Annotated in this window: 18 protein-coding genes and 1 pseudogene; 13 read left to right on the top strand and 6 right to left on the bottom strand. The window is 40.8% G+C overall.

Features of this window, described 5'->3' with window-relative positions; all coding sequences use genetic code 11:
- The first annotated feature begins 93 nt into the window (after positions 1–93).
- The 4 genes from modA (at position 94) to ACIQXH_RS16705 (ending at position 2,077) form a co-directional block, all read left to right on the top strand.
- Positions 94–888: a molybdate ABC transporter substrate-binding protein gene (gene modA, locus ACIQXH_RS16720; protein ID WP_402987247.1), complete on the top strand. Its 795-nt coding sequence runs from the start codon at positions 94–96 to the stop codon at positions 886–888.
- 126 nt (positions 889–1,014) lie between these two features.
- On the top strand, positions 1,015–1,245 hold the full coding sequence (locus ACIQXH_RS16715) for a hypothetical protein (protein WP_402957180.1): 231 nt from the start codon (positions 1,015–1,017) through the stop codon (positions 1,243–1,245).
- On the top strand, positions 1,242–1,580 hold the full coding sequence (locus tag ACIQXH_RS16710; RefSeq protein WP_402957182.1) for a hypothetical protein: 339 nt from the start codon (positions 1,242–1,244) through the stop codon (positions 1,578–1,580). The genes ACIQXH_RS16715 and ACIQXH_RS16710 overlap by 4 nt, the downstream gene beginning before the upstream one ends.
- A complete protein-coding gene (locus ACIQXH_RS16705) occupies positions 1,577–2,077 on the top strand; it encodes a hypothetical protein (RefSeq protein WP_402875005.1) in 501 nt (166 codons plus the stop codon). The genes ACIQXH_RS16710 and ACIQXH_RS16705 overlap by 4 nt, the downstream gene beginning before the upstream one ends.
- A 170-nt stretch (positions 2,078–2,247) precedes the next feature.
- Here the strand turns inward: ACIQXH_RS16705 and ACIQXH_RS16700 are convergent, their stop codons facing one another.
- Positions 2,248–2,946 carry a hypothetical protein gene (locus ACIQXH_RS16700; RefSeq protein WP_403124812.1) on the bottom strand — a complete coding sequence of 233 codons (699 nt, stop codon included), beginning with the start codon at positions 2,944–2,946 and terminating at the stop codon, positions 2,248–2,250.
- 271 nt (positions 2,947–3,217) lie between these two features.
- On the opposite strand from ACIQXH_RS16700, the gene ACIQXH_RS16695 reads away from it, so the two are divergent.
- From ACIQXH_RS16695 to ACIQXH_RS16685, 3 genes are all read left to right on the top strand, one after another.
- Positions 3,218–3,736 (top strand): GrpB family protein, encoded by a 519-nt coding sequence (locus ACIQXH_RS16695; RefSeq protein ID WP_402987240.1) that lies wholly within the window; start codon positions 3,218–3,220, stop codon positions 3,734–3,736.
- 30 nt (positions 3,737–3,766) lie between these two features.
- Positions 3,767–4,069, top strand: a complete 303-nt coding sequence (locus ACIQXH_RS16690) for an ArsR/SmtB family transcription factor (protein ID WP_402874996.1) — start codon at positions 3,767–3,769, stop codon at positions 4,067–4,069.
- Positions 4,070–4,166: 97 nt separating this feature from the next.
- The gene (locus ACIQXH_RS16685; protein ID WP_403124809.1) at positions 4,167–5,180 is read left to right on the top strand and encodes an LLM class flavin-dependent oxidoreductase; all 1,014 of its coding nucleotides are present in this window, start codon (positions 4,167–4,169) and stop codon (positions 5,178–5,180) included.
- 956 nt (positions 5,181–6,136) lie between these two features.
- On the opposite strand, the gene ACIQXH_RS16680 is transcribed toward ACIQXH_RS16685, so the two are convergent.
- A complete protein-coding gene (locus tag ACIQXH_RS16680; protein WP_402957190.1) occupies positions 6,137–6,826 on the bottom strand; it encodes a type 1 glutamine amidotransferase domain-containing protein in 690 nt (229 codons plus the stop codon).
- A gap of 74 nt (positions 6,827–6,900) precedes the next feature.
- On the opposite strand from ACIQXH_RS16680, the gene ACIQXH_RS16675 reads away from it, so the two are divergent.
- On the top strand, positions 6,901–7,236 hold the full coding sequence (locus ACIQXH_RS16675) for a MerR family transcriptional regulator (RefSeq protein ID WP_402957192.1): 336 nt from the start codon (positions 6,901–6,903) through the stop codon (positions 7,234–7,236).
- A gap of 62 nt (positions 7,237–7,298) precedes the next feature.
- On the opposite strand, the gene ACIQXH_RS16670 is transcribed toward ACIQXH_RS16675, so the two are convergent.
- Both ACIQXH_RS16670 and ACIQXH_RS16665 read right to left on the bottom strand, forming a co-directional pair.
- Positions 7,299–8,165: an SDR family oxidoreductase gene (locus tag ACIQXH_RS16670; RefSeq protein ID WP_402957193.1), complete on the bottom strand. Its 867-nt coding sequence runs from the start codon at positions 8,163–8,165 to the stop codon at positions 7,299–7,301.
- Between the two features lie 615 nt (positions 8,166–8,780).
- Positions 8,781–9,332: a GNAT family N-acetyltransferase gene (locus ACIQXH_RS16665; RefSeq protein WP_403080370.1), complete on the bottom strand. Its 552-nt coding sequence runs from the start codon at positions 9,330–9,332 to the stop codon at positions 8,781–8,783.
- A 150-nt stretch (positions 9,333–9,482) separates the two neighbouring features.
- Between ACIQXH_RS16665 and ACIQXH_RS16660 the strand changes: the two genes are divergently transcribed.
- Both ACIQXH_RS16660 and ACIQXH_RS16655 read left to right on the top strand, forming a co-directional pair.
- A complete protein-coding gene (locus tag ACIQXH_RS16660; RefSeq protein ID WP_403124806.1) occupies positions 9,483–10,010 on the top strand; it encodes an RNA polymerase sigma factor in 528 nt (175 codons plus the stop codon).
- Positions 10,000–11,589, top strand: a complete 1,590-nt coding sequence (locus tag ACIQXH_RS16655; protein ID WP_403124804.1) for a DUF5643 domain-containing protein — start codon at positions 10,000–10,002, stop codon at positions 11,587–11,589. Before ACIQXH_RS16660 ends, ACIQXH_RS16655 begins: the two co-directional genes overlap by 11 nt.
- A gap of 139 nt (positions 11,590–11,728) precedes the next feature.
- Here ACIQXH_RS16655 and ACIQXH_RS16650 read toward each other — a convergent pair whose 3' ends face one another.
- Positions 11,729–12,145 (bottom strand): hypothetical protein, encoded by a 417-nt coding sequence (locus ACIQXH_RS16650; RefSeq protein WP_403124801.1) that lies wholly within the window; start codon positions 12,143–12,145, stop codon positions 11,729–11,731.
- A gap of 512 nt (positions 12,146–12,657) precedes the next feature.
- Between ACIQXH_RS16650 and ACIQXH_RS16645 the strand changes: the two are divergent.
- Together ACIQXH_RS16645 and ACIQXH_RS16640 are read left to right on the top strand one after the other, a co-directional pair.
- Positions 12,658–12,784 (top strand): annotated as a pseudogene (locus ACIQXH_RS16645) (winged helix-turn-helix transcriptional regulator); the annotation flags it as partial.
- 279 nt (positions 12,785–13,063) lie between these two features.
- Positions 13,064–14,164 carry a metallophosphoesterase gene (locus ACIQXH_RS16640; protein WP_402957204.1) on the top strand — a complete coding sequence of 367 codons (1,101 nt, stop codon included), beginning with the start codon at positions 13,064–13,066 and terminating at the stop codon, positions 14,162–14,164.
- 119 nt (positions 14,165–14,283) lie between these two features.
- On the opposite strand, the gene ACIQXH_RS16635 is transcribed toward ACIQXH_RS16640, so the two are convergent.
- Positions 14,284–14,844 carry a TetR/AcrR family transcriptional regulator gene (locus ACIQXH_RS16635; RefSeq protein ID WP_403124799.1) on the bottom strand — a complete coding sequence of 187 codons (561 nt, stop codon included), beginning with the start codon at positions 14,842–14,844 and terminating at the stop codon, positions 14,284–14,286.
- 151 nt (positions 14,845–14,995) lie between these two features.
- Here ACIQXH_RS16635 and ACIQXH_RS16630 point away from each other — a divergent pair, with 151 nt between their 5' ends.
- On the top strand, positions 14,996–15,754 hold the full coding sequence (locus ACIQXH_RS16630) for an SDR family oxidoreductase (RefSeq protein WP_403124797.1): 759 nt from the start codon (positions 14,996–14,998) through the stop codon (positions 15,752–15,754).
- Positions 15,755–15,795: the final 41 nt, after the last annotated feature.

The following is a 15,795-nucleotide window of genomic DNA, read 5'->3' as shown; positions in this document are numbered from 1 at the left end:
AAAAATTAAGTATTACATTTTATCCTTTTTATTATTATAATTAGTTATAACTAGTTATAACTAATTATAACTAGAAAGAAAGGAAGATCGATTTTGAAGAAATTATATCTTATTATCTCGATTATGTTTGTCATGATAATCGGAGCTGGATGTTCATCGGATGAAAACACAGAAACGAAAAAACAGGAAGCAACGAAGCAAGTCGATTTGACCATTTCGGCAGCTGCAAGTTTGCAGGATGCCTTGAACGACATTAAAGCAAGTTTTGAAAAAGAAACGCCAAATGTGAATGTGAACTTTAATTTTGGAGCGTCAGGAGCACTACAACAACAAATTTCCAAAGGAGCACCTGTCGACCTATTTTTCTCAGCGGCAGAAGATAAATTCGATACGTTAGTCGATGAGGGGCTTATCGATGAAAAACAAGGCACCGACCTAGTCGGCAATGAGCTTGTGTTGGTGGTTTCAAAGGAATCGGATAAAGAAATCAAAACGTTGGAAGACATCACGAAAGCTACTAAAATTTCAATTGGTACTCCTGAATCTGTTCCCGCAGGTCAGTATGCGTTGCAAACGCTGGAAAACAGCGGTCTTTGGAAAGAGGTTGAAGAGAACGTGATCTATGCCAAAGATGTTCGCCAAGTGCTTACATATGTGGAAACGGAGAACGTCGATGCAGGCATGGTGTATAAAACGGATGCGCTGACTTCATCGAAAGTGGATATCGTCACAACGGCTGGGGAAGATTTGCATGACCCAATCATCTATCCAGCAGGTGTGATCAAGGATAGTTCACACCCAAAAGAAGCCCAGTTATTTTATGACTATCTTCAAACGGAAGAGGCCATGAAGATCTTTGAAGAATACGGATTTACGGATGTAAAATGATGAAGGGACTGCCGGTTAGGCGGTCTTTTTTTGTGTTATCATCCAATTTTAATCCTTATTTAGAAACTTTTTCATGTTCGAATCGTATATAATGGGGTCACAGATTGTGATGGATAGGAGAATTGGATGGCTTATATAAGAAAACATGCTTACTTGAAATTCACCCTGTTCTTTATTGGCATTTTTGCTATGAAGGTATATTGGGATTTTAAAGAGGAGCATGAATTCCATTGGATGGAAAACTTATTTGATTCATTGTTTTACGTTACATTTTATACCTTTATGATGTGGCTATGGGCAGATAATAGTGATAAGAAAGGGAGCAAAGAAAACGAAGTAGGGGGAGGTACATCATGAGTGAGGGGATGGATTATCTTATCACCGGGATTTTGGTCATCGCATTCACATGCGGATTTGCCATGCAGCTTCAACAGTTATTACTGCTTAGAAAACATAACGAAACGATACAAAAAAGGGTGTTATATGGATCCTATTTGCGTTGCATCGCTTACGCCGGGTTTTTATCGACCTATATCTTGAATATCCTGATAGGTGCACAGCTTGTCCCGAATGCGTTTTTTACAGAAAATAACACGAGCTTGGGGTGTATACTTTTTCTTGTGGTTTTAGTGGTTGCTACTTTGGTAGTGGGTCCTAATAAATCAGAGCGTTTAAAGAAGGAGAAATTATGAAAAGGAAAAGAAAAATTATTATTGTACTGACCCTGCTTGTAGCCATTGTTATTATGATATCCGTGACTCCTCCGCTAGCAAAAAAGGTGAAGAGCAGTCCCATGCATGTTTTGTATACATATAACGTCACGAAATCCTTTTCGGAACATACGGATAAGACGGTTGAAGTGGCATCCGTGCCGTCAGGAGAAGTGAAGAAGAAAATGAATGGGGTGTATCATACGGATGTAAAGATTGAGGGAGCACCTCTAGATATTGAAAGTGTTGTGGCCGAAAGCTTAAATGAGCCGAGGGAGTACGGAGGGGAAAGTACACTGATTGGTCCAGATAAAGGATTTAAGGTGCGTAAATTTTATCGGACGAAGAATTACGATAAAGGAGAATACACTGTGACACGGACCAATAGAATCACGGGCAAGGAGAAGGAGTACACAGGAATTTATTATGAACCGAGTATTCAGGATCCCGTTATTAATTGGTCACGTGATTATAAGTGACGATCATTTGTCAATAAGAGAAGGCCGGACGATTCCTTTTTAGAGGAATCGTTTATTTAAGCTTCTGTTAAAGATTTGCATGAAGGTGGCTACTGACGCGGAAACTTACCTAGTGTGAGCCCGAATTGACTCCCATTAATCAATTCGGGCTTTTTAAAATATGTAAAATTTCACCTTGAATAAAGGTCATTGATGAATTCAGTGTCTTTATTATTAAAGAATTCGTCTATTTCTTCTGCAGATGGCTTTCGTTGAACCGCAAAAGGGATTTGCTTCTTTTGAATCATTTCATCTATCTTCTTGATCGTAGGAAGATTTCCTTCCAAAATGCCTTCCCACATATCGATTTTCTTCCCATCTTTAAAATGGAGGATATACCTACCATTAAAGTATCGTTGGTGAGGAGTCTTTGTGGTAGATGTAATGGAATAGTCGATGACAACGCCTTCTACATCCTCCCAGGAATACTCCGCTTCCTTTAAACTCCAGAACGATGCAAACTGAATCTTTTCGTCACTTACCACGAGGGCATGTGTCACGCCTAAATAAAGAAAGGGCAAAGAAATGAGGAGGGGCAATCCTGCTAATGTCATAATAAATTGAGCGCCCTTTTTGAATGACTGAAAGGATTTTTCGTGGATGCCTTGTTTAATCGTAAAATAGATTCCCCACGTGGTGAGGCCATATACGACTGCACATATGAAATATACCCAATAGGAACTAGCGGGCGTTCCGTAAAACAGGACATCTCCCGTATCATGTATCTGCCTGTTGATCCAATAGAAAAGAAAGAACCACAGTGAAGAAAATAGGATGAACAGTAAGGAAAAGCGCCACCACACTACTTTCTCGGATGTATTTTTTGCCACAATTACTCCCCCAGTCGATCGATTATGATTACTAAACTATATCACAAAAATGGTAAAAAGAACCATATCAGTTTGTGTGTATGATCAAGAAGTGGGGAGGATGGCACTTGGTTAATTCCTTATATTGGATAATAGAAAGGGTTTTTACCGGTCGGTCAAGAATATATAACATAAGAGTATAGTGCTAGTGTGAATGAATGAAGCGGAGCGAAAGAGGTGAGTGCGGTAATAAATCGTTTAAGAGAAATCGTGTAAGAAGAAGGTGGTTCGTATGAGGAAAGTGGAGGTTGTCTCTCATCAGGAGAAGTGGCCGCACATGTTTCAGGATGAATGCGAAAAGTTACTAAAGATCTTTGTGAACGATATTTTGAACATCCATCATATTGGGAGTACAGCCATCCCTACAATTCATGCCAAACCGGTCATCGATATGGTGGTTGAAGTGAAGTGGTTGAATCGAGTGGATGAGTATAATGCGGATATGGATAGGATCGGGTATGAAGCCATGGGTGAGTATGGAATCGCCCATCGACGTTTTTTCGTGAAAGGTGGGGACAAGAGGACTCATCATGTTCATGTCTTTCAACGGGGCAATGAAGAAATTACCCGTCACGTACGATTCAGGGATTATATGATTGCCCATCCAGAAGAAGCGCATAAGTACAGCCAACTCAAGAAAAGGTTAGCGAAGGTGTTCCCGAATGAGATGGCTGAATACATAGAAGGAAAGAACAAGTATATACAAGAGATCGATAAGCGGGCAAAAAAGTGGGCCAATCCGCCTGATTGACATATCTACTTAAATAGATATAATGAACCCATGGATCATTTACTCATTTTTAAAGCATTATCTAATGAAAAAAGACAGTTAATCTTACAGTGGTTAAAAAATCCTGAAGAAAACTTTATTCATCAACAACATGATGGACAGTTCAATGATGGCGTGTGCGTCGGGAGTATCCAGGAAAAATCGGGTCTCGCACAATCGGTCATCTCCAGTTACCTTGATATGATGCAAAAGGCAGGGCTCTTGGAATCCAAACGGATTGGTAAGTGGACCTATTATCGCCGTAATGAGCAAGTCATCAAGGAATTAGGGGAGTTCATCAAAAAAGAGTTATAGGTAGAATTTCGCGGAAACTCTGCCTATTTTTTTACCATATCATATCTACATATTTAGATATGTTGAAATGAAATTGTTGGAAGAAGGGATAACACACATGAAAAACACGAATAAACAACTTCAAGACCTTTCTTTATCCGTTTTGGATTTAGTGACGGTTTTACAAGGAAAAGTGCCTGCGGATTCCTTTCACAATGGACTTGATCTGGCTAGAAAAGTAGAGGACTTTGGCTACGAACGATATTGGTTGGCAGAGCACCATAATAGCCCAGGTGTCGCAAGTTCGGCCACTTCGCTATTAATCGGTTATATCGCCGGCGGTACAACCAAAATCAGAGTCGGTTCTGGAGGAATCATGCTACCGAACCATGTACCGCTAGTGGTCGCTGAACAATTCGGGACGCTGGAATCACTTTATCCGGGCAGAATTGATTTAGGCTTGGGACGAGCACCGGGAACGGATCAAATAACAGCACGGGCCCTACGACGGAATGTCGGTGGCTCCGGGGAAGACTTTCCTTCCAATATAGTCGAGTTGCAAAACTATTTAAGCACGAATAAATCCGGTCCAGTCCGGGCGTTTCCTGGAGAAGGCACGAATGTCCCTCTATGGATACTCGGATCGAGTCTATTCAGTGCAAGACTTGCCGGCATGATGGGCTTGCCATATGCGTTTGCGAGCCACTTTGCTCCATCGTATTTAAAGGACGCGCTAAAGCTCTATAAAGATTCCTTCCAACCATCTGAACAGTTAAAGGAACCCTATGCAATCGCCTGCGTGAATGTAGTGGCAGCCGATACTACTGAAGCAGCCGAACGCTTAGCAACCTCCCTGAAATTGTTCTTCCTAAACGTGATCAGGGGAGGGCAGGAACTGCTGAAACCGCCTGTCGATAACCTGGATACGTACTGGAGTCCATACGAAAAAGCCGCCGTCAATCAGATGTTGGAGTACACATTCATCGGCGATTCCACTAAAATCAGCCATGAACTACAAGCATTTTTGGATGAAACGCAAGTGAACGAAATCATGGTCTGCTCACATATTTACGATCACGAAGCACGTGTTCGTTCGTACGAAATCATGTCGCAAATCGTTAAAACTAAATGACGACCTACCCCCGGGTGCACCTGCATCCGGGGGTTTTTCTGTGTTGATGGAGCTTTGGTAGGGGCGGCGTTTGACCGATAAATAGTGGGATTTGACCGATAAACCACGGATATTGACCGATAAATGCTGCAACTTGACCGATAAACCATCGAAATGGGCCGATATGAAGAAGGTTTATCGAAAAATAGCAAAAAACTCATCAACAAAAGAGACCTAAACTTTGTTGATGAGTCCGATATCGCCGAAAACCCCTCATAATGCGTAATAATCACTGAAAATGCACCTTTTATTATATTGATATAGTAAAAATAACAAACGTATTAAATTAATGGTCGTTATTAAGAACAAAAATAAAAAGTATAGATGCATAAACATGCATGAAATCAACCGAACTGTTTTCTTTGTTTCAGTTTTTCGACTAGTACAGTGTGTGGGTGAATACCGAATTAGGTAAATAAGGTACTACTTGTCCATTTTCTTGTGTAAATACCAAAGGCAAGGATTGGACTCCTAATATCATTCGTTTTGGTCACAGATTTATATAATTTACCTAAACATACAAAAATAACCATATTTATCATACTATAAATATGAGTGCAATATCTCGAAGATTTTCGAAAAAAGTCATGTTTATTAAAATGCAGAGTAGTGTGTGTGCTTTAATAGTAGGGCTGAGTTGAGATCTAACAAAATAGCATGTATCCCGCCCTAAGGAGAACTACTTAAAAGGCGTTCAAGCTCTTAAAAACGAAGGATTTATTTAGAAGGTAAATGTAATTTAATTTGGACAAACAACCTTGAACAAGCAATCTCTACATCCAATAAAAAAAGAAGAAGCAACCCATGTTCCATCTGGTTACTTCTTCTTTTATAGAAAATGCGAATACATCTATGTCAGTTGTCAGAATAGTGGCTGACACAGGGACGTGATGCAGTTGGATTCGAATACCCTACTATTATTGTGCGGATTTTAATAGTTCTATGACCTTTTTCGCAACGGCCGCGCCTGATGCTGGATTTTGTCCAGTGACAACGCGATTATCAGCTACAGCAAATGCTGCCCAGTCATCGCCCTTCACGTAATTGGCTCCTCTATTGACAAGCTCATCTTCTGTTAAGAATGGAACCGCTTTGTCTAGTCCAAGTGCGATTTCTTCCGTATTTGCAAAGCCTGCAACCTTTTTCTCAGCAATTAAATAGTTACCTTCTGCATTTTTAATATTTAATAAGCCTACAGAACCATGGCATACAGCTGAGACGATTCCGCCATTCTCATGGATTGCACTAGCGATACTTTGTAACTTTTCATCTTCAGGGAAATCCCACATTACCCCGTGCCCACCTGTATAATAAATGGCATCATAATCTTTAGGATTAATCTCATCTGCCGATAAAGTAGTGCCTAGTTTCGTTAAGAATTCATTGTTTGAATAATAGTTCCAATCCAATTCAGTCATTTGATCGGCTTCCAAGCTGTGTGGATCAATCGGTGTAAACCCACCTTTAGGACTAACGTAATCGATTTTATAGCCTTCTTTTTCCACCTCGTCCACGAAGTGAACGGCTTCTCCCAACCATAATCCTGTTGCACGTTCCTGATTTGGATATTTAGAAACATTAGTGACTACTACTAAGATATTTTTCATTATACATTCTCCTTTTTGTTTGATAGTATTTACCTTAAAGGTTAAACCATACTTTAAGTCAAGGAGGAAGCATTTTGTATTCCATTCAAGAAGCTAGCCGGTTAGCTCAGGTTCCTTCAAGCACTATTCGATATTATGAAAAGATAAACGTACTTCCTCCTATTAAAAGAAATAAACAAGGCCATCGTACATTCGATGATAAAGACATAGAAATCCTTAATTTAATAAGATGTTTCCGAAATCTAGGCATGTCGATTGAAGAGATACGAGTCAGCATGTCATCCATACAATTAGAACATGAAGATATAAACACTAAAGAAATTTTGTTTCAGCATAAGAAAAAATTAGAGGAGCAAATTGGTATTTTGAATGCTTATATTCATGAAATCGAGAAAAAAATAGTTAATTAAAAGTGCTCCTTGAAAAAACGACCGAAGGCTTTGTGCCCCGGTCGTTTTTAAATCTTGGTGGATTAAGATGACATCGTAATTCCGCCATTGATATGAATGCATTGTCCTGTAATGTAGGCACCTTCATTCGATGCGAGTAAAACGTAGGCTCCGGCGTGGTCGGCCGGTTGACCTGGGCGGCCGAGTGGTGCCTCGGTGCCGAATTCAGCTACGGATTTTTCATCGAATGTCGCTGGAATAAGTGGAGTCCAGATTGGGCCTGGCGCTACCATGTTGACACGGATTCCTTTGCTTGCCACATTCTGTGCGAGGCTTCGAGTGAATCCGACGATTGCACCTTTTGTCGCAGTGTAATCCATCAATGTCGCGTGTCCTCTATAAGGGTTGATGGATGTCGTGTTGATGACCGAATTGCCTTGTTTCATATGTGGAACCGCATATTTGCTCATGTAAAATACGGAATAGATATTGGTGCGGAACGTTTTGTCCCATTGCTCGCCCGTAATATCTTCGATTTTCTCGGTCGGATATTGTACGGCTGCATTATTCACGAGGATATCCAACTTTCCGAATTCATCCAATGTTTTCTGGACTAATTCCTTACAATTCGATTCCACGGAAACATCAGCAGGAAGTAGTAGGCATCGCACGCCTTCCGCTTCAATCAGTTTCTTCGTTTCCTCTGCATCGCTATGTTCGTTCAAATAGTTTACGACCACATGGGCACCTTCTTTTGCATACGCGATGGCGACCGCACGTCCGATACCGCTATCTCCACCTGTAATCAAGGCGACTTGATCTTTTAATTTACCGCTTCCTACATAGTCCGTTGGTTGAATCGGAAGTGGATTCATCTCTGATTCAATTCCAGGCTGTTTGGACTGTGTTTGTCCCGGTTGTCCGTTTTTTTGCTGTTCATAGATATTCAAAAAAATCTCCTCCTCCAAAATAGTAATCTACTAATACTTTAGCCACGATGGAGGGCGGTTAAACATATAATTCCCAACGGATTAACAGGAAAACGGTTACAAATATCATTGCTGTTTTTTCCTTCTATATAGGGGACGACAAACAAAAAAATGTTTCGATTCCCTGTCTGTCCCTGTTATATGACAAGGGTTTAAAGGGTAATGCGTTATTGAGAACGGAAATACACTCCTTTCTCCCATTTCCAGCTGTTTTTCCAGTTCATTAAAGAAAGTGGAAGAAAGCCGATTGAAGGCTTTTCTCCACTATACTCCCTGAAAAATCATGAAGAGCACGAAAACTACGTTCACGGCTATCAAAATCTTACCAAAGGGATTTTTTATGGCCAAAATAGAAAATACAAGCGCTGCCAAGAAAGATCCAAGAGCGAGTTTTGGTGGGAAATAGGCAAAATCTAATAGACTTACCATAGGAAAATATAAAAGGAACATACTAACCAAAATAAAAATCATCGAAAAAAGCAAGGCCATCGACAGATAAATAAAAGTCCTGATTTTCCTCATGTGTCGTTTCTCACTCGTACTATTCACCATTTTCCCCTCCTGATATAACGTGACTTACACCCTCTTCTTCTCCCACTCTTCGGCCAACATCCCATACACGATATGATCCACATAATGGTCATATAACCATTCGGCTTGTCTGATACAGCCTTCATTTACGTACCCCAATCGTTCGGGAATGCTTCTGCTTTTTTTATTGGCGACCGCCGCCCTGATTTCCACCTTGTTCAGGTGCAACTCGTTGAAAGCATAGTCGGTCAATGCCTTGGCCACTTTGGTCATCACTCCATTCCCTTGAAATTCTTCTCCCAGCCAATATCCGATATAGGCTGTTTTGTTTGCCCAATTGATCTGGTTGTACCCGGCTACACCGGCAATTTCCCCCTGATATAAAATGACCGTTGTCATGCTCGCATTATGAGCAAACCCGTTCAAGCAGTGTTGAATATAGGATATTGTATCCTCAATCTTGGTTGTCCTATCCAACCATGGCAGCCATTCTCGTAAATAATTTCTTGATAGGTCCGTTAGTTGGAGAATTTTCTTGGCATCCTTCATTTCTAGCATCTTCAAAGAAACTTCTTCATCAATCTTATGTATAAACATCTCTTTACCTCCTACTTATTTCCTTATTATTGAACTATTTTACTATAAAATGGAGGCAAGGTTGAAAGAAATTTATGAATGAGGGAACTTTATCCATATTTAGATGCTCTACTTATAAAAGGGGAAATTGGAAAGGAGAGACTAGCATTTGTGATCACATCGATTTCGGAAAATAAGGTATTGGAGAAAATTAAGAAACAAGATATGAGCGCTGTGATAGATTGGTTTACTACTAGACAATCAAAGTTTTATAAACTGGGGTGGTCGTATCTGAAGAACCATCAGGATGTGGAGAATGTTTTTCACAATACAATCATGAAGGTGCATGCCAAGATCGGCCAGTTGAAGGAAGACCGATCGTTTGAATCATGGGTCACTTCGATATTCATCAATGAGTGCCGGGCCATTTATCGGAAAAGGAAGCCTAGTGAAATGGAATTCTCACAAGATATGGGGGCGGCTTCTCACTTTCAGGATGAGTTGGAAATGTTGGATGACCTGGACCGCCTGGATGAAAAGTATCGGGAAATGATCATGTTACGGTACCTTCAAGGCTATTCGCAAAAGGAAATCGCCACCATTTTTAAACTACCGGTCGGGACCGTTAAATCCAGAATATATAGAGGACTTTTGATGCTGAGAAAAATAATCGAAGGCGGTGACGGAGATGAAGTGTAAAGACGTACAAGCCGATTTACTGGATTATCTGGAAGGCGTTCTAGATGAGATGAGAACAAAAGAGATAGAAGAACACATACAGGAATGTGAAGGCTGCCGAATGGAAATGAACGGGTTGAAACAGGTGATTGCGAGCCTTGAGTCAGGAAATGATCGCATAGTAGTTCCGGAGGATTTCATGACTGGGGTTCGTGCTAGGATTTCCACCACGCAAAAAGGCAGGCGCACGTTTATACCCAACCATCGTCTTCGGGTGATGATGGGCATGGCCGCCGCGTTATTCTTACTGGTATTCATGGGGACGGCGGTAGCGACGAATGGCTTTGGAAGTGTGAGGGATTGGTGGAAGGATTCAACCAACAAGCAAACTGAGCAGGTGGAAAGCTATATCGAGCAGGGGCTTGGAGAGAAGTTGAACCTTGTGGCTGAAAGTAATGGGGTGAAGGTGACCATTACGAATGTGGTGGCCGATGACATCCAGACGCTGATTTATTATGAAGTGGAAGATAGAAAGAAGGAGAACAAATATGGCATCAATTTCACTGAAGGGCTGAAAATCGCTAATCAAGATCGAGATTGGGACAAGGAAGATGATTCTACGTTTTCACCCATCAATAGTAGTTCGGCCCTCTATTCGGAAAAGGATTATTTGTATAAAGGCGAACTTGGCGCGTTACCGATGTCCGCTGAGGAAGGAACGATTCAACTGGAGCTTACTAAGCTTGAGAAAATGATAAATCAATCATCAGAAGGAGAAGGTTCTGAAGGGATTCCTGGGGGAAGCAATGAGTTCATTGAAGGGAAATGGCAGTTTGACATTCCTGTGAAGAAGCATCCAGCCCTCGTATATGCGATTAAAAAGGAAACGAAGATCGAAGGCAATCCCGTTATATTCGATAAAGTGACGATCGCCCCGACTGCGACAATCTTATCCTATCGCTACCGGAACGATAATGATGAGAAAAACATGGAGTACCTTCAAATGGCCAGTATCGAAAGTGATGGAAAGTTTGTTTATCCAGTAATGGGTGGCGGTGGTGGGGGTGGAAGCATGGATGGCTGGGAATCAACGGACGCTACATTTGAATCCCTATATTTCGATCATCCAAAGGAAATCCGTGTTCATATGGGTCCTGCTTCATTCTTTGTAGAGGATTCAGCCCGGTTCGCAATTGACCCTTCAAAAGAACTTCCACAAACAATTGAATATCTAGGGAATGACATTTCCATCGATTCAATAAAGGTCGGAAAGCCTACTGAAGTCGTGATGACCGAAGAACTTCAACCCAAGCGGAAATACGAAACGCTCCATTATCATTTCTATGATAAAGATGGGCAAGGGTCATCAGGCGATATCAGGGATGGCTACTACAGAGATAAAGAGGGGCAAACATATAAAGCGAGTGAGAATTTCCACCGGATAAATGAATGGGAGCAACCGAGATTCTTCTCGACCGATCATCAGATTGAGCTATCAACGGATGATGAAAAGGAACCTTTTGTCCCCATCGGGATAGAAATTGAGGGATATTCCATCACGACCTTTTACGACCAAGTGATTGAGATTCCGTTGGAGTGAAGTCGCAAGTGAAAGTCTGATACGCTGTCAAATCGTATCAGACTTTTATATTTACAGATTTCCCTTTTATATTATGGCTATGTTAAAGTTATTGTTTGATTTAAAAAAGCACATAAAAACCTTTAATAAAGACATTGATTTATTCTTCGACCAAAGCTCTGTTAGTGAAGTAAGAAATAACGAAGCCAACTAATCCAAGTAATATTTGGATGATGCTTAATATCAGAAATTGTCCTGTTGGTAAGTACCATTCTCCCACCAACCTAGTTGATATAATGGTACAGAAGAAAAGCAAAGCACCCATAGTTAAGGTCATTATAAATATTATTTTTTCTTTCTTTATAAATCCCCAAATGGAAGCAAAGGCATTTCCCATTCCAAAAATAATCATTCCAAATGAAGCTAGGCTCGCCCAACTATTAAATGGCAATTTACCTATCCACTCAGGTGGGAATGTATCGAAAACTCCTCTTCCTAAAAGCATTGACACACCCATATAAAAAGCTCCTAAAGACAACAATAAATTGTAAAAATTCAAAATGTTTTTTAGTAACATACTTTTAATCCCCTTTCATTCCCACTTTAAATGAACGGCTTTGTTTCTCCGCTAACAATTTTCGTTATCATTCGCTTGGTGAATACTAATACCATACATTAAATCTCCAAAATTTCCCACCAAAACTTATCAATGATTATCAAAAAAGAGAACCCGTTACTTTAAGCGAGGTACCCTTTATGTATCTACCACAGCTTTAGCTTAAAATTAAACCAGTTGAAGATCGCTTCAAATTTTATAAATAATATAGGCTGTGTTAAAGTTTTTGGTTGATTTTGAAAAACTCATAATCATTTGTTGTTTCCTGTTTATAATTTATGACATAGGGGTAAGTCACTTGCCTAAATACCTTTTCACCGGTAGAGAAATCGGATTACAAAACGGCATTTGGGTAATTAATTTCCAGTTGATTGGTATATCCCATTCTTCTTTCACTTTGTCATCGATTAGTGGATTATAATGTTGTAAAGATGCCCCTAATCCTGCTTCTTTTAAAGCTGTCCATATTTAAGCTTGAGGACCAAGATATAATCGAACGGGTTGTGTACCCACAAGTCCCACCGAAAGTAGAGTATTCACTCACTGAATATGGTAAAACGCTTGAGCCCGTAATGAAGTTTTTTGCATGAATGGGGATGAAGTCAAAGATTGACTATTACTTGAGGGCCATCTAAATAAGTAATGTACTATAGAAAACCCATGACAATTGGTATGGGTTTTCTACTTTGAATCTTTAATAATGAGATTTCATCTCACCAAGCGTACGCTTCTCGCAATCTAGTTAAAAACATTTAAAAGGAATTTTGTAGCCATTTGATGTATGATTCTTACAATTATAATGAAAGCGGAAATTAGCTCATTTGCAGAGATAATAAAAGAAAAAAGGAGATTGAAAAATAGAACGTTAGGAGAATTCATATGCTCATCCTTATTCTGATCATCGCCTTGCTGCTTTATGGCGGTCTCGTCTATTATATCGGGTGGCGGGGATATCGCTGGCTCCGTCCGGAATCATCAAGCCGACGTTTCAAGATACTTTATAGCCTCGTCCTCGTGCTGGCAGCCAGTTCACTTATTGTCGGCCGCATGTCTGGGCTCACCTTTATAAATATTGTGGGTGCTTATTGGATGGCATGCTTTTATTTGCTGTTACTGCTAGTTCCCCTTGCCCATATTACGGTTATCCTCTTGCGCCTCACTCGGCTACCAAGGCACATAACACATAAATGGGCGGGCATCGTCACGATAGGCTTGGTTGTTTTTTTTCTAGTATACGGGACATATAACGCATACAGCCCCGTTGTTCGCAACTATGATATCAAGATGGAAAAAGGCTCCTCGACTCTTGATAGCCTTCATATTGCGATGGCGGCAGATACACACTTTGGTCTGCTGTCAGGTAAAAACCACGCGGAGCGTTTGGTTAAGGAAATGAACGCGCTCCAACCAGATATCATCCTGTTGCCAGGCGATCTCTTCGATGACGATATTCAGCCTTTCCTTGATCAAAAAATCGATCAGACATTATCCAAGCTCCATGCCCCGTACGGAGTCTATGCATCGCTTGGGAATCACGATAGGCATGATGGTACGATAAAGGAACTAATCGAAGCTTTGGAACAGGGCGGAATCACTATCCTCTATGATGAGATCGTAGACGTTCAAGGGCAATTCACGCTCGTCGGGCGCAAAGACCGAATCGATCACGACAGGCGACCATTAGACTCACTGATGAATGGTGTGAACCTTACAAGACCTACTATATTACTGGACCATCAACCATATGAACTTGATAAAGCACAGCAGGCAGGCGTTGACTTGATGCTGTCAGGTCATACCCATGGCGGGCAGGTCTTCCCAGGCAACCTCATTACTGATGCCATTTATGAAAATGATCGGGGCTACTTGCAAAAGGGACAGATGCATTCGATTGTAACGTCCGGTTTTGGTTTTTGGGGTCCGCCTATCCGGATTGGTACACGCTCCGAAGTCGTTTCGATTCAAATCCAGTTCGAATAGGATAATTTCAGCAAACGCAAATCTTGTTTTTAGCAAAAGGAACCCAGTAACTGAATTCATGGTTACTGGGTTTTCTATTGTGTGAAATCATCTCGTAAAGTTACAGGTAATTCGTCCATTTATCGATTATTCTTGTTCATACGAAGTAATTGTTCGCTTAAATATTCAGGCGTTTCCTTGAATCCCCTGGATACCCATTCGATGACCATCCCCAAGATGGCGTTGGCCTGATAACTTGCCGTATAATCTGAATGAAAGTCATCTGCATTCAGGATGTTTTCCTCGATGGAATCCTTTAAATAAACGCGGATGATGTCAAATAACGTATAGTAATACATCAGTGGCGCCTTTCTGTTGAAAACAATGGAATAAAAGGTATCGAACGTCTTTACATGATGAAAGATACGGACCATATGTGGTTCTAAATTCGCAATATGATTGTTTGTTAAATGAAAGGGCTCATAATAGGCTTTCTTCAAATCAATCGTGATTTCTTCAAAGTACATTTCAAACAACTCCGGTACATCCTGAAAATGTAAATAAAACGTGCCCCGGTTCACGTTTGCTTCTCTGCAAAGTTCCGCAATCGAGATCTTTTCCAGTGGTTTTTCCTCAAGCAAGGTCAATAAGGCCGTTTGCAAATTCTTCTTTGTTTTGATCACCCGTAAATCTTTTTTCATTGTATTTCTCCTTTAACGGACACATCATCCTAAATCTGTCTATTTATGAACACATTCTACCATTTTTGTCGATTGTACATATTCATTCTTTTCATTATAATTTTTATTGAACAAGTGTTCAATAAAAATGGTGTGTAAGGGGGAGTATTTAATGAAATTACAAGATAAAATAGCAATCGTCACAGGTGCAGCGTCAGGTATGGGGAAAGCCATTGCGGAAGGTTATGCAACTGAAGGGGCGAAAGTAGTGGTTTCGGATATGAACTTAGAAGGTGCTAAAGCTGTTGCTGAAGCGATCGTGGCTGAAGGCGGAACGGCATTCGCTATCGATACGAATGTAACGAAGGCTGAAGATTTAGAGCGCTTATTCGATGAAACGGTAAAAACATACGGCAAACTGGATATTTTAGTGAATAATGCTGGCATCATGGACGGCATGGAGCCTGTCAACGAAATTTCAGATGACCGTTGGGATATGATCTTTGCCGTAAACACGACAGCTGTCATGAAATCCATGCGCATCGCGACAAAACTATTCCTAGAGCAAGGGCACGGAGTCATCGTGAATAACATTTCTGCGGGCGGCCTACATGGCGGACGAGCAGGTGCAGCTTACACAGCTTCTAAACATGCGGTGGTCGGTTTAACTAAAAACACGGCATTCATGTTCGCTGACAAAAACATTCGTTGCAATGGCATCGCACCAGGTGCTGTCTTGACGAACATCACTTCATCGATGACTAGCGTTTCTGAAGTGGGTGTAGCTCGTCAAGGGTTGGGAATGGCCCTTAACCCGCGTGTCGGCCAAGCAGAAGAAATTGCTAAATTGGCTATCTTCTTAGGATCCGAAGATGCTAGCTTCATCAATGGACAAGTCGTTACAGCTGATGGCGGTTGGACAACTTATTAATCCAAACCTTATATTGAAGATTTTAATTTGATACGGTATAC

This window comes from Peribacillus sp. NPDC097225 (assembly GCF_044761955.1).
Taxonomy (GTDB): domain Bacteria; phylum Bacillota; class Bacilli; order Bacillales; family DSM-1321; genus Peribacillus.
This window is presented reverse-complemented; position numbering and strand designations above follow the sequence as displayed.